Source organism: Thalassococcus lentus, from assembly GCF_028023555.1.
Classification (GTDB): domain Bacteria; phylum Pseudomonadota; class Alphaproteobacteria; order Rhodobacterales; family Rhodobacteraceae; genus Thalassococcus_A; species Thalassococcus_A lentus.
The window spans coordinates 90,029-107,961 of sequence record NZ_JAQIOY010000001.1; the positions used below are offsets into that span (position 1 = coordinate 90,029).

General features: G+C 57.3%; 15 protein-coding genes. 7 read left to right on the forward strand and 8 right to left on the reverse strand.

Annotated elements, in window-relative coordinates; genetic code table 11:
• The first annotated feature begins 26 nt into the window (after nucleotides 1-26).
• The gene (locus PFY00_RS00500; protein ID WP_271430556.1) at nucleotides 27-998 is read left to right on the forward strand and encodes a DUF2125 domain-containing protein; all 972 of its coding nucleotides are present in this window, start codon (nucleotides 27-29) and stop codon (nucleotides 996-998) included.
• A gap of 18 nt (nucleotides 999-1,016) precedes the next feature.
• Here the strand turns inward: PFY00_RS00500 and PFY00_RS00505 are convergent, their stop codons facing one another.
• Complete coding sequence (locus PFY00_RS00505; protein ID WP_271430557.1) at nucleotides 1,017-3,968, reverse strand: DNA/RNA non-specific endonuclease; 2,952 nt, start codon at nucleotides 3,966-3,968, stop codon at nucleotides 1,017-1,019.
• 162 nt (nucleotides 3,969-4,130) lie between these two features.
• Between PFY00_RS00505 and PFY00_RS00510 the strand changes: the two genes are divergently transcribed.
• Nucleotides 4,131-5,405: an acetylornithine deacetylase/succinyl-diaminopimelate desuccinylase family protein gene (locus PFY00_RS00510; protein WP_271430558.1), complete on the forward strand. Its 1,275-nt coding sequence runs from the start codon at nucleotides 4,131-4,133 to the stop codon at nucleotides 5,403-5,405.
• Nucleotides 5,406-5,407: 2 nt separating this feature from the next.
• Here the strand turns inward: PFY00_RS00510 and PFY00_RS00515 are convergent, their stop codons facing one another.
• Entirely contained in the window at nucleotides 5,408-5,887 is a 480-nt protein-coding gene (locus PFY00_RS00515; RefSeq protein WP_271430559.1) for an Lrp/AsnC family transcriptional regulator, read from the reverse strand.
• 101 nt (nucleotides 5,888-5,988) lie between these two features.
• Between PFY00_RS00515 and PFY00_RS00520 the strand changes: the two genes are divergently transcribed.
• The gene (locus tag PFY00_RS00520) at nucleotides 5,989-7,200 is read left to right on the forward strand and encodes a diaminopropionate ammonia-lyase (protein WP_271430560.1); all 1,212 of its coding nucleotides are present in this window, start codon (nucleotides 5,989-5,991) and stop codon (nucleotides 7,198-7,200) included.
• On the opposite strand, the gene PFY00_RS00525 is transcribed toward PFY00_RS00520, so the two are convergent.
• Entirely contained in the window at nucleotides 7,197-7,808 is a 612-nt protein-coding gene (locus PFY00_RS00525) for a YqgE/AlgH family protein (RefSeq protein ID WP_333908182.1), read from the reverse strand. The two genes, PFY00_RS00520 and PFY00_RS00525, sit on opposite strands and share 4 nt — an antisense overlap.
• A gap of 128 nt (nucleotides 7,809-7,936) precedes the next feature.
• Here PFY00_RS00525 and PFY00_RS00530 point away from each other — a divergent pair, with 128 nt between their 5' ends.
• Entirely contained in the window at nucleotides 7,937-8,731 is a 795-nt protein-coding gene (locus tag PFY00_RS00530; RefSeq protein ID WP_271430562.1) for a protein-disulfide reductase DsbD domain-containing protein, read from the forward strand.
• Nucleotides 8,732-8,736: 5 nt separating this feature from the next.
• On the opposite strand, the gene PFY00_RS00535 is transcribed toward PFY00_RS00530, so the two are convergent.
• The 5 genes from PFY00_RS00535 to PFY00_RS00555 form a co-directional block, all read right to left on the reverse strand.
• Nucleotides 8,737-12,132 carry an efflux RND transporter permease subunit gene (locus PFY00_RS00535; RefSeq protein WP_271430563.1) on the reverse strand — a complete coding sequence of 1,132 codons (3,396 nt, stop codon included), beginning with the start codon at nucleotides 12,130-12,132 and terminating at the stop codon, nucleotides 8,737-8,739.
• A gap of 3 nt (nucleotides 12,133-12,135) precedes the next feature.
• Nucleotides 12,136-13,593, reverse strand: coding sequence for an efflux RND transporter periplasmic adaptor subunit (locus PFY00_RS00540; RefSeq protein WP_271430564.1), 1,458 nt, complete (start codon nucleotides 13,591-13,593; stop codon nucleotides 12,136-12,138).
• A gap of 107 nt (nucleotides 13,594-13,700) precedes the next feature.
• On the reverse strand, nucleotides 13,701-14,243 hold the full coding sequence (moaB, locus tag PFY00_RS00545; protein WP_271430565.1) for a molybdenum cofactor biosynthesis protein B: 543 nt from the start codon (nucleotides 14,241-14,243) through the stop codon (nucleotides 13,701-13,703).
• The gene (locus PFY00_RS00550) at nucleotides 14,240-14,845 is read right to left on the reverse strand and encodes a metallophosphoesterase family protein (RefSeq protein ID WP_271430566.1); all 606 of its coding nucleotides are present in this window, start codon (nucleotides 14,843-14,845) and stop codon (nucleotides 14,240-14,242) included. The genes moaB and PFY00_RS00550 overlap by 4 nt, the downstream gene beginning before the upstream one ends.
• Nucleotides 14,842-15,639 carry a uracil-DNA glycosylase gene (locus tag PFY00_RS00555; protein ID WP_271430567.1) on the reverse strand — a complete coding sequence of 266 codons (798 nt, stop codon included), beginning with the start codon at nucleotides 15,637-15,639 and terminating at the stop codon, nucleotides 14,842-14,844. The genes PFY00_RS00550 and PFY00_RS00555 overlap by 4 nt, the downstream gene beginning before the upstream one ends.
• A 232-nt stretch (nucleotides 15,640-15,871) precedes the next feature.
• On the opposite strand from PFY00_RS00555, the gene PFY00_RS00560 reads away from it, so the two are divergent.
• The 3 genes from PFY00_RS00560 to PFY00_RS00570 are packed head-to-tail and all read left to right on the forward strand — an operon-like array spanning nucleotide 15,872 to nucleotide 17,933.
• Entirely contained in the window at nucleotides 15,872-16,822 is a 951-nt protein-coding gene (locus tag PFY00_RS00560; protein ID WP_271430568.1) for an aspartate carbamoyltransferase catalytic subunit, read from the forward strand.
• A complete protein-coding gene (locus PFY00_RS00565; protein WP_271430569.1) occupies nucleotides 16,819-17,361 on the forward strand; it encodes an aspartate carbamoyltransferase catalytic subunit in 543 nt (180 codons plus the stop codon). Before PFY00_RS00560 ends, PFY00_RS00565 begins: the two co-directional genes overlap by 4 nt.
• On the forward strand, nucleotides 17,358-17,933 hold the full coding sequence (locus PFY00_RS00570) for an aspartate carbamoyltransferase catalytic subunit (RefSeq protein WP_271430570.1): 576 nt from the start codon (nucleotides 17,358-17,360) through the stop codon (nucleotides 17,931-17,933). Before PFY00_RS00565 ends, PFY00_RS00570 begins: the two co-directional genes overlap by 4 nt.

A 17,933-nucleotide genomic window follows, 5' to 3' on the forward strand; every position in this document is an offset into this window, starting at 1 on the left:
ACCGGACAGAGAAAAGAGGCCGCATCGTGAAACGCCTGACATTTGCTATTGTCGCCGCCGCCCTGATCTGGGCCGGTTGGTGGTTCTTTGCGTCTCAACGTCTGACAACCCAAACCGAAAATTGGTTTGAGGACCGGCAAGCCGAAGGATGGCAGGCCCAATATGGCGATCTGACGTTGGGCGGCTTTCCAAATCGTCTGGACATGACCTTTACCGACTTGAACCTCGCCGACCCGGACAGCGGGCTTGCCTGGCAGGCACCGTTTTTTCAGGTCTTCCAGATCGTCTATAACAATGGTCATCAGATTTTCGCATGGCCTGACGCGCAACAGATTTCGACACCGACCGGCCAATACGACATCTCATCCGAGGGGCTTCGCGCCAGTTTGGTGCGCGACGGCGCGTTGATACAGCGCGCTAATCTAGAAGCGCCTGTCCTGAACGTGAAAGGACCATCGCGGACGATTGCATTGGCTGGCCTGACCGCCGGTTTGTCCGAAGTTCCCGAAGCCTCGAACACCTATCGGATTGCGCTGAATGCCAATGCGGTGGCCGGCCCATCATCTGCTTATGTTCCAACACCGGATCAGATTGACGGCCTGAAATTGCAGGCCGAAGTGTCATTCGACAAGGCGCTGGCAACTTCGGCGTTGGAAACAACCCGTCCACAGCCAACCCGGATCGATCTGCGTCTGGCTGAATATTCGATCGAGGGGTTGGAGCTGAAACTGGCGGGGGTTCTCGATATTGACCCGCGCGGCCAAGCGACCGGTGAGTTAACCGTCCGTGCGGTAAACTGGCGTGAGATGCTCGCCCTTGCAGGTCAATCGCAAAGCTTGCCTGAAGGACTGATTTCGACACTCGAACAGGCCTTTGGTTTGCTGTCCCAGTTGGCTGGAAACGGCCGGACGATCGACATCACCGTTCGCTTTGAAAGAGGCCAGATGTCCGTGGGCTTGATCCCACTTGGCCCGGCCCCTTCATTCCGAATTCCCTGAGGGTCTTGTCAGCCTACCTCAAAATCCGATGTCTTCACGACCCAGTACAACCCGCACGGCGCCTGCCATCTCAAAACCGCCACCCGCCGCATCAAACGGCTGAAGCGCTGCAAAATCCAACCCGGTCAATTCTGCAATGACATGAACCGGCACGCGGTGTGTTCGGTAGTCGCCAAAGGCTTCATCAACCGTCGGAATCAGGTTTTTCTGGGTATGCAGATAGGCCACTGACCGTAGCCCCGATGGACCATCGGCAACCGCGACCTTCCAATAATCAGCGGGCACCTGAACCAATCCGCGATAGAGCGGATCATCCGCCCGGAACACAGGCCCGGTAAAGATCGAAAGCCGCGCATCATTGTCTTCGGCCCATTCAAGAAGATAGTCCTCAAGTTCCAGCCAAATCCCTTGATTCAACCTCGCGTGCTGCGGCGCGCAAACGGTGTAGTGATAGGTGTCCGACATGGCAAAGGCTGCTTCAGCCTCGGTGCCCCACATCGGTGCGAGACGGCGCACGAGATGCCCACGATCATAGTCATTGTGCTTGTAGGCCGCATTGTCGACCTGCGCCGTCAGCGGGATACGCGGTTCTGTCCGCCAACTATCCGAACGATCAAGCCGCCTCAAACTGGCGCCATCGGTGTTGCACGCCGTAAGCATGGCCAATTTTCGGGTCTCATGCATAACCACTGAAAAGTGCATGTAGGGCAGATCTGGCCGTCCATCCACTTGCCGCACGTTCGCCAACCCCTGTGGTAACGGCAGCGGTACTCTGCTGGACAGGAAATCAGGATTGTAGCCATCAATGCCATTCCACCGGTTGCTTTCGAAGGCTGGCCCCTGCGCACCCCCTGCTGCGCCACCAGCCAAAACGTCTGTTGCATCCAATGCCGGAATAAACCGTGTTTCACCCGGACGCAGAGGCGCAGGGTCTGGCTGAACTGGCGCTGTGGTGTCCTGCGGGTCCGCTTCCAAAAGGCGCAGGATCTTGGCCGCCTGTGAATCGCCGGCCGCTGCAGCTGCGCGCAATCTGGCAAAAATCTGACTGATGCGAATGCCTCGGTTGGCAATCCAACGTCCTTCGATTGTCGGATGCGGAACAGAGCGGTGATGCAAGGCGACCGGCAGCCATTGGTCATTCAACACAGGCGCGCCAGAACTGCCCGGCTCTGTGTCGGTGCTGTAGTAGATAAAGGCATCTTTCACACCGACAATCGTGCTGTCGCGCAGGGCGATGCTCTTTCGGTCTCCACGTGGGTGTTGGATGATCGAAACAGGCTCGCCCTTGACGGCTTTGCCGCTTTCTTCGATCAGCGCGAACTGGCCATAGTCATCCAATGATGCGCCATGTTCGTTGTCCATCCGGACCGAAACAAAGGTGAAATCCAGCGCGTTGCGATCAGAAGTAAAAAACACGTCATCCGTGATTTGAAAGCTCTGCGTGGGCATGGGTTGGTATTGGTCGTCATCCTGATAGTCGAAAATCGCTTTTGCCCGGCGGGCCGCGTCACGGCTGGGCAGAACATGGTTGTTCGTCAGCATCAGACCCGGAGCGACAAGAAACCCGGATCCGGATCCAACCGGTATTTCACCGCGCATGAACAATTGCACCTTGGCCACCGCCCGCGCCTTGGACGCGCCGCGACTGAGGTAGTTGACGGGGAACAAATTGGATTCGCCCAAAATGCGTTCAAAAGCCCGGCTGTCATCGTCGGGAACCATATGTCGGCGTGCACGGCGGCGGCGTTCCAGATCGGGCTCATGGCGCGCGCTGAGCACTGAAAGATATTCATCAACAAGCCGCACATCGGATTCGGTGAGATGATGCCCGCGGTCCTCGCCAAAACTGTGATCGCCCTGACAGCAGGGGCAATGCGCACCTTGGCCGGGCGTATCCTCGGGCCCAATAATCGCCTCTTCAACGAGGGCATGCATGTCTTGCTCCATCGCTTCCAAGGCAAGATCAAGCGGAGTGACAGGCTCAACGTCTTTTGCGCCTGACAGTTCGAAATCCATCGGCGGCACCACGATGCCGGGGCTGACCCCCTCTGCGCTGTGCATCTGCGCCAGAAACAAATCAGCCACCCGCGCATATCCGGCATTTCGAGGATGTAGCTCATCGTACCACGAATTGATCGAGGTGCCGACCTGTCCCCGGCAATCGACATGGTGCGCGCGTCCGGGAAAACGGGTCGCAATGACATCCAGCCGCTGGTTCAACCGATCGATCAGATGGCCAACGATTTCGCGTTGCAGGTTTTTGGGAATGCCAAGATCGGTCATAGGTTTGCCCAGCCATTTCCCGTCGCTGCGCGGCACAGGCCGGTCATACCCATGGAAGAAGACTTGCAGGCCGGGCGATAGCGACAGCGCGTCGCTGATGATGGCGTCATAGCCTTGTTCGATCCGGCTGAGAGTTTGATCGACAGCACCGGGTTTGATGAGATCGGCCATCTCCATCCCCGGCTGATATACATTCAGCAGCTTGGAAAGGTCGCCCCCACCCAGAACATCGTTGCCTGATGCCGAGAATAGGAAAAACTCTGCGCCTTGGTCGGATATCGCCTGTCGATACTCTGCCCCGGCCCGCATGTTTTCCAGCGTATCACCGGCAGCGCCAAGTGAGAGCACGGCATAAGAATCCATCAGATTGTCGATAACGTCGTCCAACAACCACGGGTATTGAAACCAGCTGTCCCCTTCACTGACCACAACCGGGCCGCTGTACCCGTCGCGTATCTTCCGCCGGAAAACCGCCAGCCGGTAGCTACGCGCCCAGGCATTTGCGAGGTTCATGGCAAACGTCATGCCTTCTTCGGCATCATCCAGTGCCATGCCCTGCAATCTCAGGTCTGGCTGGAACGGCATGGACGGCGCACCGCCGTCAATGATGTGCGCGCCCAGCGCTTCAAGTTTTTCCAGATCGTCTTCGGCAGCCTGCAATTCAGCCAGAAACACCTCGGGTGTCATCGGAATCTCCTCATTGAAAATGTCTTGAGCCAGTCAGAACCGGCGCCCAGAAAAATTGAGCGTGACAACCATAGCACGATTTTCGATTCTCAAAAACATCTGAGCCGGTGGGTTGCACATAGGGCCTTGGCGACTCACAGTGCTGACAGGAGGCCCTGCCACATGACCAGCCGATTGGACCAGAGGATTGAAGATCAGCGCGATGCGTTGGTTGCGTTGACGCAGGACTTGATCCGCATCCCGACGCTAAACCCACCCGGACGGCACTATCGGGACATCTGCGAATACCTCGACACTCGCCTGACAGCGCACGGTTTCGACTGCAAACTGGTTCGGGCTAAAGGGGCACCGGGAGACAGCGACACCTATCCGCGTTGGAATATCGTGGCCCGGCGAGAAGGCCCAAAGCAGGGAGAATGCGTTCACTTCAATTCCCACCATGATGTTGTGGAAGTTGGCAAAGGCTGGACCAAAGATCCATTCGGCGGAACGGTTGAGGAAGACCGCGTGTACGGGCGCGGCGCATGCGACATGAAAGGCGGCCTCGCCGCGTCTATCATCGCTGCCGAAGCCTTTATCCAAGAGCATCCAGACTTTGCCGGCGCCGTTGAAATCAGCGCAACTGCGGATGAAGAATCGGGCGGCTACGGCGGTGTCGCCTATCTGGCCGAACAGGGCTGGTTTGCCCCGAGCCGCGTTCAGCACGTGATTATCCCAGAACCTCTTAACAAGGATCGTATCTGCCTCGGGCATCGTGGCGGCTGGTGGGCCGAGATCGAAACCAAGGGCGAAATTGCCCATGGATCAATGCCGTTTCTAGGCGATTGCGCTGTGCGCCATATGGGCGCGGTGCTTGAGGCTTTCGAAGCGCAGTTGTTCCCTGCGATGCAAGCGCGCCATACAGACATGCCGGTCGTTCCTGATGGTGCACGGCAATCCACGATGAACATCAACTCGATCCACGGGGGGCAACCCGAACAGGCAGATGACTACACCGGATTGCCTGCGCATTGTGTGCCGGACAGCTGCCGGATCGTCATCGACCGGCGGTTCCTGATCGAGGAAACACTGGACGGGGTTCGCGAAGAAGTCATCGCACTTTTGGACGATCTCAAGGCAAGACGCCCGAACTTTGACTACGAGATCCGGGAATTGAACCACGTGGTCCCGTCGATGACTGATCGCGATGCACCGATTGTCACGACGGTCGCACAGGCCATCCGTGACGTTCTTGGGCAAGATCCATCTTATGTGGCTTCTCCTGGCAGTTATGACCAGAAACACATCGACAGGATCGGCACGTTGAAGAACTGCATCGCCTATGGCCCCGGCGTTCTGGAGCTGGCGCACAAACCGGACGAGTGGGTTGGCATTCGCGACATGCTGGATTCGGCCCAGGTGATGGGACGCAGTCTTGAGGCGCTGCTCTTGAAATAGAGTCAGATGTTCAACTGCATCGATACTTTTGTCCGATCCATCGAAACGAAGGTCCGGAACTTTCGAATGTTCTCATTCGGGAAAAACAATCGCTGGGTCAGGCTTTCGTATTCGGACATGTCACCAACGACAACGATCAGCACAAAATCAGCTTCACCGGTTACATAGTAGCATTGTTGGATTTCAGGAGCGTCCTGGAAGCTTCTTTTGATCTTGTCGATTTTGCCCGCCGTCTCAGCCTGTAGTTCAACCTCAACAACAATGGTCAGCGGAAGACCCACAGACTTGGGATTAATCTGAACCGTCTGAGCCGCGATGACCCCATCTTTTTCCATCTTGCGGATTCGTCTTTGAACCGACGCTGTTGACAGGTTGACCTGTTCACCAAGCTTTCGGTGCGGTGTTGCGCAGTCCTGCTGCAACAGCCGAAGAATCGCCAAATCGAACTCATCTAACGTTACAGGTAAATTTCTTTGGTTCATTACTCCAGTCCGCGCAAATTTCTCATTCCAATACAACAATTAGAGCTCCGACTTCATCTGAGCGAGTTAATTTTTCGCAAAACTCAGATGGAGACGATAAGATGTTTGATTGCTTTCAAAATGCTCAGCCTGAACTGCATATTGCACGGCCTGAATTTGGCCCAGCCGTTCGAGATGTTCTTTCCAAAGCTCGATTTGCCCGGGCATCTGCTGAAATCCGAAGCTGGAGCGGCTATCGCCCAACCCCATTGATCGAACTTGCCGGGATCGCAAGCGCACTGAATGTGAGCTCTGTTCATTACAAACACGAAGCGGCCCGATTTGGTCTGGGGAGCTTCAAAGCCCTAGGGGGCGCCTACGCCGTTCTACGCGTCTTGCAGGATCGATTGACTACGCAGTTGGGACACAAGGTGTCTTTCAAAGACATTCACACCGGGAAGTACAGCGATCGCATCTCACTCATGACTGTCGTGTCGGCGACTGATGGAAACCACGGTCGTTCTGTCGCATGGGGAGCACGCCGATTTGGGGCTCAGTGTCGGATCTACATTCACGCAGAGGTCAGCGCATCGCGCGAGGAGGCAATCCGCGCTCTGGGCGCCAAGGTCATCCGGGTCAATGGCGACTACGATGCCGCGGTCGCCCAGTGCCGATGGGAGGCTGAACGATACGGCTGGTTTATCGTATCTGACACGTCTTGGCAGGGCTATTCTGAGATCCCAAAAGACGTGATGGCCGGCTACGGCGTTATGGCGCGGGAAATCACATCCGAGCTGACAGAACCAGCAACGCACGTGTTTTTACAGGGCGGTGTCGGCGGATTGGCTGCTGCGGTCGCTTCGACATTCTACCAGCACTGGGGAAGCACAGCGCCTCTCAACGTGGTAGTCGAGCCAGAATTGGCCTCCTGCCTGATGGCCAGTGCAAAAAACAAATCCCCCACGGCTGTCCGGATACAACGCGAAACGCTTATGGCAGGCCTCTCTTGCGGTGAGCCGTCAGAACTCGCTTGGGACATTCTGGAGCAATCCGTTTCTGCCTATATGACAATTCCAGACGACCTTGTTGCTCCGGCAATCAAGCTTCTTGCGAGTGGGCAAAGCGGCGATACCAGACTGAAGGTCGGAGAAAGCGCCGTTGCCGGATTGATCGGATTGTTTTGCGGCGCTTTAAATCCCAAGCTTCGTGACCGGCTTAAACTCACGCCTGAATCCCGCATCATCATAATCGGTTCAGAAGGCGTCACAGACCCTGAGATGTTCCATAAAATGGTGACTGACGATTTGCCGATGGACGGCGCTGAACCCGCCTAAGCGCGGCCGCCTTCGGACGACAGCACCAATGAGGAAACGCCCAGTGTCTCAAGCGCCGCCTCCCATTTCCGATTGTCGGGCAGACCGAAAATCTGCTCGGCATTCAAATCACAAACCAGCCAGCCATTGGCGGCGATTTCATCTTCCAACTGCCTCGGCCCCCAGCCCGCGTAGCCCAGCATCATGAGCCACTGTGATGGCCCTTCGCCGCGTGCCAACTCTTCCAGAATGTCCAGGGTTCCCGTCATGTGGACGCCGGGCACCACTTCGAGGGCGCCGCCCGTATCGAGATAATCCGAGGAATGGAGGACAAACCCGCGACCCATCTCGACCGGCCCGCCAAAATAGACCACTCGGTTTTCGAGATGTGTACCAGCATCAATATCGAGCTGACCCAGCAGAGATTTCATCGCGACATCGCGATTGGGCTTGTTGATGATCAGGCCCATTGCCCCCTCTTCCGAGTGATCGCACAGAAAAACGACTGAGTGTGCAAAGCGGGGGTCGCCCATTCCTGGCATCGCGATCAGCGTTCGCCCCGTCAAATCGGATATTTCGAAATTCCGGACGCCCGTCATGGAACTTTGAGGGTTTTTTGAACCATACATTAAGCATGGCGACCAGTTTCGCCCGATGCAAGCACGATCAGCAAAAGTGTCAATCCAATGCGCTTTGTACACATTCAATCGCTTCAACGTGACTTTTAATTCATGCGAAAAACGGCCATTTGACAGATATGAAACGGATTCTTGCCCTTTTGGTCCTTCTTGTCTTGCCCGCTGTTTCGGCGGCGCAGTCCTTTGACGACGTCATCGAAGCCGAACTTCGTCCCGGCTGGCGGCTGGCCAACGGCGACCATATGGCTGCGCTGCATCTCAAGCTTGCTCCGGGTTGGAAAACCTATTGGCGCGCTCCGGGTGACGCGGGCATTCCACCCCATTTTGACTGGCGTGGATCACGCGGAATGCGAACGGTTGCGGTCCACTGGCCCACACCGCATGTTTTTTGGCAATCGGGCATGCGCTCTATCGGATACGACACCGAGATCGTACTTCCACTTCAGATCGCTGCGAAGGGCGCCGGACAGGACATCAAGCTGAAAGGCGTAATCGATATCGGCATCTGTAAAGATGTTTGTCTGCCCCATCGTGTGCGCGTTGATGCCATTCTGCCGGCCTCGGCAAAGAAACCGGACGGCAAAATTGCCGCGGCTTTGGCAGATGCTCCTTTGAGCGCCGCAGAAGCAGGTGTGCGCGCGGTCCATTGCCGGATCGAGCCGAACTCAAAGGGCGTGACGCTGCGCACCGAAGTCACGATGCCCCGCGCGAACAAAGCTGAAACTGTGATTGAGGCCGCGGATCCCAAGGTCTGGGTGGCAGAGCCCAAAAGCCATTGGAAACAGGGACGGCTGATTTCTGAAACACAATTGCGCCATGTCGACGGTGGCAGTTTTGCACTGAACCGGTCTGGCCTGCGCATCACGATCCTCAAAGGTCGTTGGGCTGTCGATATTCAGGGCTGCACGGGCTAGCCCGTCTAAGTTGGATTGGCCCTGCGGTGAGCAATTGCCATCGCAACACCCGCTGCGGCATAGGTTGCGACAGAGATCACAGCACTGCCCGCCAAAAACAGTTGCAGTGCTCTTATCATCGGGGCGCCTGCGGGTTGGCCAAACATCCCTGACAGGGCTGGTAGCATTTCGCCCGAATACGCCACCCAACCCATCGTTGCGCCCAGCCATCCAACCATGGCCAGAGCGGCCCCGACCATGGTTGCCCGCAGTTGCATATTCCGGAAACGGAGCGACCTTTTGAACGCGGCCGTGAGTTTTGCGATGTCGTGTTGAACAGCAACCAGAGCCGGAACAACCAGCAGCACCAGCAACATCCCAAAGGCCAGACCGTATACTAGGGTAATCACTGTCGGTTTCAGAAACTGCGCGTCGGCAGAGCGTTCATAGAGAAGCGGCGCCAGGCCCAGAACCGTGGTGGCGGTTGTCAAAAAAACAGGCCGCAGTCGATCAGCCGCGCCATCAATGATGGATGGGATCAGGCCTCTGTCCTTGGCGTATTGATCGATCTGCGTAACAAGCACGATGGAATCGTTGATGATGATACCCGTCATCCCCAGCAGGCCAACAACGGTGAACATGCTGAGCGGAACATCCCAATAGGCATGGCCATAGATCGTTCCGACGAGTCCGAACGGGATGATTGCCATTACAACAACAGGTCTTGTCCAACTCGCGAACACCCATGCCAACACAAGGTAAATTCCCAAGAGTACGAGGATCAGGCCCGTCTGGGCATCGGCAAGAAAGCTGTCTTCCTGCTCGCTCAAGCCGGACAGTCTGTATTCGACCTGACGGTTCGAAGCGATGCCGGGCAGGATTTCCTGCTCGAGGGCCTGCATGATTTCGGTGGCCCGGGCTGGATCGTCTTCTGAGATGTCGCCGGTAACCGAAATTAGGCGAATGCCGTTTTCGCGTCTGACCGTAGAAAACCCGGTCCGTCGCTCCACGCTGACAATGTCAGCCAGCTGAACATAAGCCCCGGTCGGTGTGCGCATTCGCGTCCGTTCCAGGAAATCAGCCGTCAGCTCGCCGCTGGGCAATTCAACGCGGATGCTGGCACTGCGAGGACCATCCGGGTACGTCGCCGCCTCGATCCCGCCTAGTCGGTTCCGCAGCACGCGGCCCAATCCGTCGATATCAAAGCCCAACGCCTGTCCCTGTGCTGTCAATTCAAGGATCAGCTCTTCCTTGTCGTAAGAAAGATTATCCTCAACCGCGGACACCTCGGGGAATTGCAGCAGCGCCGTTTGCAGATCCGTTGATGCGCCTTTGAGTGTTTCAGCCGTCGCGCCATAGAATTGAACATCCAGCGCATCGCCCCCAGGGCCGGATCGCCAGCCCCTGAAACTAATGGTTTCGACCAATGGATGACGCTGCACCTTGTCCTGAAGTTCCCCGACAAACGCAAAGCTGGAATAGGGGCGCAGGTCGGCTTCGATCAACTCGATGCTGATACCACCCAATTGGTCAGCGTCCTTGGTGTCTGTTCCTGCCAAACCCCGCCCGGCATTGCCCCCAATTTCAGAGATCACATAGTCGAGCGGATTGAGGCCATGGCGTTCTTCGTATTCCTTGCCCAGCGCCTCAGCGCTTTGCTGCAGGAGTTTCATCTGCGCAAGCGTGTCTTCGCGTGTCGCGCCAGGTGCCATTGCAAAGTTGCCGGTGACCGAAGACCGTTCAGGCGCGTTGAAGAAACGCCACTGCACGTCGCCTCGGATGAACACAGCCGCCTGAGATGCCAGTGCAACAACAGCCAGCGCTAGCACGACATACCGGCCGGCAATGACACCTGCCATCAAAGGCCTGAACAGGTTTTCCCGAACGTAGACAAACCCGCGGTTCACAATCCGCGAAGGCAGATCATACCAATGTTCCTTGGCTGACGCCTTCAACGCATGAGCCATATGGTTTGGCAAAATCAAAAAGCATTCGACCAGAGAGGCCAGCAGCACGACGATCACGGTAAACGGGATGTCCCGGATCAGATCACCAAACCGCCCGCCAATCGCCACAAGCCCAAAGAAGGCGATAACAGTGGTCAAGGTGGCCGAGAAAACCGGCAGGGCCATGCGCATGGCAGCGCCTTCGCCAGCCGCGTAGGGATCAAGCCCCTTGCGATACAGATGATCGGCGTGTTCTCCGACAACGATCGCATCATCAACCACGATGCCCAGCGTGATAATGAGCGCGAACAGTGAGATCATGTTGATCGTCAGTCCTGCCGCAAACATCAAAGCAATCGCAGCCAGCATGGCCGTCGGAATGCCAGCGGCGACCCAAAACGCCGTTCGGGCATTCAGGAACAGGAACAACAGCGTCACCACGAGGGCGAGACCGGTCAAACCGTTGTCCATCAGAATATTCAAACGGCCAGTGATCGCCTCGGCGCGGGTTCGGATCAGATCAATCGAAACGCCAGATGGCAGCGATGCTGAAAACTCGGCGGCTACATCCTCGACCGTTTCCTGAATGCCGATTGCGTCGCCCCGGTCAGATCGATCAACCCGGATCGAAATCGCCGGATCATCGCCCACAAAATAGCTGCGGTTGCGATCAATGCCTTCGACATAAATCCGCGCGACATCCCCGACCGTCAGTTTGGAACGATCGGCGTTCGAACGCAGCACGATCCCTTCGATATCGTCGGCTCCGCGTTTTTCGACACCGGTCCGCACGCGCGCACCGGACGTGCCAACATCACCAGCGGGGTCAGCGGTGACCTCGGCCTCGATCGCTGCGGCGATTTCAGCCATCGTGACATCAAAGGCGATCAAATTTTGTGACGGCACTTCGATGATCGTTTGTGGCGCTGCTAGCCCACGGATCGTTGTCCGTGTGACACCTTCTGAAAACAGCCGCGTGGTCAGTTCGTCTGCAAACCTGCCCAGCTGATCGACACCGACCGGCCCTGTAATGACAAGATCCGTGACCCGGTCCCGCCAGAAGCCGCGCCGCACCGAAGGCTCTTCGGCGTCTTCCGGCAAGCCTGTGACTGTGTCGACAGCTGTTTGTACATCGGTCGCGGCACGGGCCATATCCCAGTTCGGTTCAAACTCCAGCTCAATGCTGGCCCGGCCTTCTCGGGAACTGGCAAGCGAGGATTCAACGCCTTCAACCCCAAGCAACGCAGGTTCCAGCACCTGAACAATTGCCGCGTCCACATCCTCGGCACCGGCCCCGTCCCACTGAACGGAAACCGTGATTTCATCAATGATGACATCCGGGAAAAACTGCGCGCGCATATTCGGCGCAGCCAAAAGGCCCGCAGCCAGCAGAATGACCAAAAGCAGATTTGCCAATGTCGGATGACGGGCAAAATAACTGAGAATGCCGCCAGCGCCTTTGGAAACCTCGCGCATGGCTTAGCCCCCCATCCGGGATTCGATACGTTCCACCATCTGCGCCGGCACCTTGTCTTGTGCCAGCTGTGACAGAATCCGACTCTTCGCTTCTGCGGGCATTCGGGTGTTCGCTTCGACAAACGCGACCAGCTTGGCACGCCGTTCGTCTGAAAGCTCGAGCATTTCCGGTTGTTCCGGCACGTTGGCCGCATCGCCGCGCAACGGTTTTACCCGGATACCGGCGCCTAGCAGCGGTGTCCGTTCGGCGACAACTTCGCGGCCTTGCAGATCACGCGCACGGATCAGAACATCGTTGCCTTGCCGACGCATTAGCTGAACTTCAGCAACCTGCAGCTTTTCGTCCTCGCCCACGACCAGCACCTCGTTCGCCGCATTGACGGCCGTGGCCGGCAACCGTGCAACAAAACGCAAGGGCGCTTCTTCGATGGTGACGGTCACAAAATCCCCCGGCTTGAACCCACGGGGGGCATCCAGATTGGCAAATAAAAGACGTCCCGTTTGTCCTTCTCCCACTGCCGCGCCTTCGCGGCTCAGGCTGCCTTGCGTGCTGATATTCGTTCCGAAAACATCCAGCGTGACCTGAACCGCAGCGTTGCGCAGGCGGCCTTCTTCATCCAGCAAACGCGCATACTGTTGGGTCGAAACTCGAAAGGCGACCTCGAGGGTATCAGGGTCAACAATCCGGGCCAGTTGTTCATTCCCGGTCACCAGCCGGCCCGCCACAACCGTTACATCCGACAGCGTGCCCGCGAATTCAGCCCGGACTTCTGTTTCATCGAGCCTGCGTTGCGCTTCGTCGCGCGCGATCTCTGCCCGCTTCAAACGAGTTGCGGCCTGATCGATCCGGGCCTCTGCACTGGCCACGGCCTGCCGACGGGTCAGAACAGATTGACGCGCGGATGACAGGGCAAGTTCGGCCGACTCCACCGCTGCCGTTGTTCCGACGTTCCGGGCCAGCAAATCACGCTGACGTTGCAGCGCCTGTTCGCGCAGGGTGACCTGCTCTTGTGCCGCCAGCAACTCATCCTGCGCCAGTACAATCGCCCGGTCCGCCTCGCGTTGTTCGGCCTGCGCGTCCAGCAGATCACTTTGTGCCCGATCCAGCGCTGCCTGCGCATCGGCAGGATCAATACGCGCAAGCAATTGGCCAGCATCGACTTGTCCGCCTTCCACAAAGGCCGGATCGAGATCGATCAAAGCCCCCGAAGCGGCAGCACGCAATTCCAGCGTTCGCTGACTTTGTACTTCGCCAAAAGCGGACATTTGCGGTGTGATGCTTTCGAAAACGACGGGCACAACGTTGACGGCAAAGACACGTTCACGGGCGCGTGGCACCCGGGGTTCCTGCGCCATACGCGTCTCGACCGCCTTAAAGACCATGTCACCCGCATAAACGAGCAAGCCCAAGGTAACGGCCACCAGGAACAGTCCCGACAGGCTTTTGCGTAAGAACCGCATGGTATTTGTCTCCTGAACCGAGAAAACCCCGGCCCCGTTAAATGTAGTCGCATAGCCCGCAATGCCAAGCGCAGCGGCCCCGCACTGACGTTATACGGCTGACCGCGCTATTTCCGTCGCTTGTGCTCGTCCAATCTCGGGAAAATCTCGACAAAGTTACAAGGCCGATGCCGGTAGTCGAGTTGCCAGCGCAAAATTTCGTCCCAAGCATCTTTGCAGGCGCCGGGGCTTCCGGGCAGGGCAAACAGATACGTTCCCCCGGCCACACCGCCCGTTGCGCGGCTTTGGACGGCACTGGTGCCGATCTTTTGAAACGAGACCATGGTAAAAACCGTACCAAATGCTTCTATTTCCTTTTCATAGACGTCGCGATGCGCCTCGACGGTGACATCACGGCCAGTCAGCCCCGTTCCACCAGTCGAAAGCACCACATCAATCGAAGGGTCAGCCACCCAGCTCCGCAGTTGATCTGCGATCAGGTCACGCTCATCGCTAACAATTTCACGCGCCGCCAGAGTATGTCCTGCATCCTCGAGGCGTGCGACCAGCGTGTCGCCTGAACGATCTTCTCCCAATTGCCGAGTGTCCGAAACGGTCAACACAGCGATGCGGACCGGGATGAATTCCTTGGTTTCGTCGATACGGCTCATGACGATGCCTCCAGTTTGAACCAATTGGGATTGGGGCCAAGGTTGACCACTTGGGTCTTGCCGATGGCCCCGCTCTGCCCCCAGCTGTCGTGAATATGCCCGCAAATCGCAAGACTTGGCTGTAGCCGTTCAATCGCGTCGCGGATTGCAGTCGATCCAACCGACACACCGTTTGACGTGACATCTGCAATTCCTTTGGGCGGGGAATGCGTCATCAGGATGTCCACCCGATCGCAGCGGTCCAGTGCCGCCTTTGCCTGTGCTTCATCCAAATCAAAAGACCAGTCGCCAAACGGTGTCTCAGGAATACCGCCACCCAGACCGAAGATTCGCAGACCGTTGATCGTAGCCCCCTGACCATGCAGCACGGTTGTGCCGTCCAAGGCCGATGACTGCAGCTCAGCATCGCTTTCGGCATTGCCGGGAACGACGATCATGGGCGCAGCAATCCCATCCAGCATCGCCATGGCTTCGTTCAAGCCTTGTCGCATGTTGCAAAAATCACCGGCACCCAGAACGAGATCAGCCTCGGCACTGGCAGCCACCAGTTCCGCCGCCCGGCTGCGGGACAAATGCAGGTCTGAAAAGGCGAGGATCTTCAACCCCGGCCCTCCAACCGCGCCTTGAGCGCCAAAAGGTCCGCCCAGGTTTCGCGCTTCGCAGAAGGTGTGCGCAGCAGATAAGCCGGATGTAACATCGGCAAAGCCGGCAATCCGCCTGCCTCGGCTGGTGCCTCGTGCCAGTTCCCGCGCAATCGTGTGATCCCGCGCTTGCCCAGCAATGCCTGCGCCGCATGATTCCCGACAACCAACAAAATCTTGGGTTTGGCCAATGCGATGTGACGATAGACAAAAGGCTGCATCATTGCGATTTCGTCTGGTCGCGGATCACGGTTCTGCGGCGGGCGCCAAGGCAGAACGTTGGTGATGTAGACGTTTTCCTTGCGATCCAGATCAATGGCGCCGAGCATCTTATCCAGCAACTGCCCGGCCCGACCGACAAACGGCTTGCCCGCACGATCTTCGTCTCGTCCGGGCGCTTCGCCAATGATCATGACCGGTGCACCAGCAGTGCCATCGGAAAAAACAAGGTTCCGCGCGCCTTTCTTAAGCTCACAGTGATCATAAGCGCCCAACGCGGCGCGCAATGCATCCAGCGTGTCTGCAGCTGCGGCTGCCTTGGTGGCGATGGCGACGGTATCTGGCTTTTCTTCAACAGGCGGAGGCATGACCTGCGTTTTGGCTGTGGCCGGGACGGCTTCGGCCGCTGCCGTTTTTGCAGCAGTTTCCAAGGCGAAACGATCCACCGGCGTGTCCGAGATCGCCTCGTCCACTCCCAGATCCACCTGCCATTCAAGCAGGGCGCGTGCACTATGCCAATCCAGCTCCGATTCCATGCGGCCACCCTATAGGCTGCGACGACACATTAAAACGCATGCTCTTTGGTCAAAGCGAATTTGAATATCCGAATTGATCGGGCTTTTTCTGCCAAAGCCTTTGCGCCGCGTCTCATCGCCTTTGAAAAGTCAAATTTGACTGCGCAAGAGACTGCTCAGTAGCAGCAGTCCGGGCCTTGCCCCGCACGTCAAGGCTACTTATGAAGACTGCAGCCAATCGCGAGGCCTTTGTATGAGATTTGACCACCGCCATCTTCTGGGCATTGAACCCCTGCGCCCCGATGAGATCACGACAATTCTGGATCTGGCGGATCAATACGTCTCTTTCAATCGTCGCCGGGACAAGCACGCCAAAGCGCTGGCAGGGCTGACCCAGATCAATATGTTTTTCGAAAATTCGACCCGGACACAGGCCAGCTTCGAGCTGGCAGGCAAACGTCTGGGCGCAGATGTCATGAACATGGCAATGCAAGCCAGTTCGATCAAAAAGGGTGAAACCCTGATCGATACGGCGATGACATTGAACGCGATGCACCCGGATCTCTTGGTTGTGCGCCATCCGCATTCCGGCGCGGTGGACCAACTGGCGCAAAAGGTAAACTGCGCCGTGCTAAATGCAGGCGACGGTCGCCACGAACATCCGACACAAGCGTTGCTGGATGCTCTGACCATACGTCGGGCCAAGGGGCGGTTGCATAGGCTCAACATCGCGATATGCGGTGATATTGCGCACAGCCGGGTTGCGCGATCCAACCTGTTGCTTCTGCACAAAATGGAAAACCGTATTCGTCTGGTTGGCCCTTCCACCCTTATGCCCTCTGGCATCGATGCCTTTGGTGTCGAAGTCTACGAAGACATGGCCGAGGGCCTGAAGGATGTGGACGTGGTCATGATGCTGCGCCTTCAGCGGGAACGTATGGACGGCGGTTTCATCCCGTCAGAGCGGGAATATTACCATCGCTACGGGCTCGACGCCGAAAAGCTGAGCCATGCCAAACCTGACGCAATCGTCATGCACCCGGGCCCCATGAACAGAGGGGTCGAAATCGATGGAACGCTTGCGGACGACATCAACCGCAGCGTCATTCAGGATCAGGTTGAAATGGGCGTTGCCGTTCGAATGGCCGTCATGGACCTGCTTGCGCGAAATCTTCGCGCCCGACCCACTGAGGTGATGGCATGACAACGATGAAGATCAACGGATCCGAGACGGGCGTTCTGCGGCTCTTTCATCTCGACCTGCCGCGCGAAGCGATTGACCGGTTTGTAACGCAAGCCGGCACCGGCGAATGGCCGTTGAAATATGGCCTCGGTGCCAAGATCCTGAGGCCATCGTTTGTGGACGTCGTTGATCTGCGCGATCTCGGAGACATGAGCCTGTCCGAGTACATGACCGAAGCCCATGGCGCCGCGGGGGCCGATTTCAAAGGCGCGCGCATGCAGATCGATGCGTTGCGCGGCCACGTCCTGATCCTGCCAAGCCAAACATTCAACAACACCTCGCAAGAACTGAACATCGCGCCACCACTGCGCTGGATCGGAACCTTTTCAGAGACCAAAGCAAAAGGACGCGGTGCCAAAATCCAAAGTGCCGCTGCAAAAGGTCAGACCGGGGGCTCTGCAAGCGCGGGCAGAGGCGCAGGCAGTTCCATGTTTCTGCGGATATTCCTGATTGGCCTCGTTGTGCTGGCCCTTTTGATTGCAGCTCTAATCCTGAGATGAGTTCCCCGGCCTCTGTCATGCAAACCGACTGGGATGGTCTGCTGGATCAGGGTGAGCGGGTTTTGTGGCAAGGGCGGCCCGAAGCGGGCCTGACACTGGCACCGATCCAACCCATGCAGATGATGATGGGTTTGGTATTCGTCGTCTTTTCGCTGTTCTGGATGTCGATGGCTGGGTGGATTGCCTCGGGCATGCCCGGCCCAGTTTCGTTCTTTCCGATGTTCGGCCTGATTTTCCTTGCCATTGGCCTTTATAATGCTGGCGGCTACGCCTTTTGGAAGGCCTATCTGCGCGGTCGCACAGTCTACAGCCTGACCACACAGCGTGCATTTGTAGCGTCTGACATTCCCTTTCTAGGCCGCAGCCTGAAGTCCTATGACATCGAAGCAAACAGCCCCCTCGAATATATTGAGGGCAACCCCGGCTCGGTGTTTTTCGCGAACAAGCGGATCCATACGCAAAATGGGTCTTACAGAAAGCGCGTTGGCTTTGAGCGCATCATGCAGGCACGGGCCGTTTACCGCATGTTGCGCGACATCCAACGGGGCACTATTGCAGAGGACAACGCATGA

Bases quoted from the DNA above. Each gene is read 5' to 3' on its own strand.
- PFY00_RS00505 (WP_271430557.1), bottom strand. From the start codon at position 3,968: ATGACACCCGAGGTGTTTCTGGCTGAATTGCAGGCTGCCGAAGACGAT.
- PFY00_RS00510 (WP_271430558.1), top strand. From the start codon at position 4,131: ATGACCAGCCGATTGGACCAGAGGATTGAAGATCAGCGCGATGCGTTG.
- PFY00_RS00515 (WP_271430559.1), bottom strand. From the start codon at position 5,887: ATGAACCAAAGAAATTTACCTGTAACGTTAGATGAGTTCGATTTGGCG.
- PFY00_RS00520 (WP_271430560.1), top strand. From the start codon at position 5,989: ATGTTTGATTGCTTTCAAAATGCTCAGCCTGAACTGCATATTGCACGG.
- PFY00_RS00525 (WP_333908182.1), bottom strand. From the start codon at position 7,808: ATGTATGGTTCAAAAAACCCTCAAAGTTCCATGACGGGCGTCCGGAAT.
- PFY00_RS00530 (WP_271430562.1), top strand. From the start codon at position 7,937: ATGAAACGGATTCTTGCCCTTTTGGTCCTTCTTGTCTTGCCCGCTGTT.
- PFY00_RS00535 (WP_271430563.1), bottom strand. From the start codon at position 12,132: ATGCGCGAGGTTTCCAAAGGCGCTGGCGGCATTCTCAGTTATTTTGCC.
- PFY00_RS00540 (WP_271430564.1), bottom strand. From the start codon at position 13,593: ATGCGGTTCTTACGCAAAAGCCTGTCGGGACTGTTCCTGGTGGCCGTT.
- moaB (WP_271430565.1), bottom strand. From the start codon at position 14,243: ATGAGCCGTATCGACGAAACCAAGGAATTCATCCCGGTCCGCATCGCT.
- PFY00_RS00555 (WP_271430567.1), bottom strand. From the start codon at position 15,639: ATGGAATCGGAGCTGGATTGGCATAGTGCACGCGCCCTGCTTGAATGG.
- PFY00_RS00560 (WP_271430568.1), top strand. From the start codon at position 15,872: ATGAGATTTGACCACCGCCATCTTCTGGGCATTGAACCCCTGCGCCCC.
- PFY00_RS00565 (WP_271430569.1), top strand. From the start codon at position 16,819: ATGACAACGATGAAGATCAACGGATCCGAGACGGGCGTTCTGCGGCTC.
- PFY00_RS00570 (WP_271430570.1), top strand. From the start codon at position 17,358: ATGAGTTCCCCGGCCTCTGTCATGCAAACCGACTGGGATGGTCTGCTG.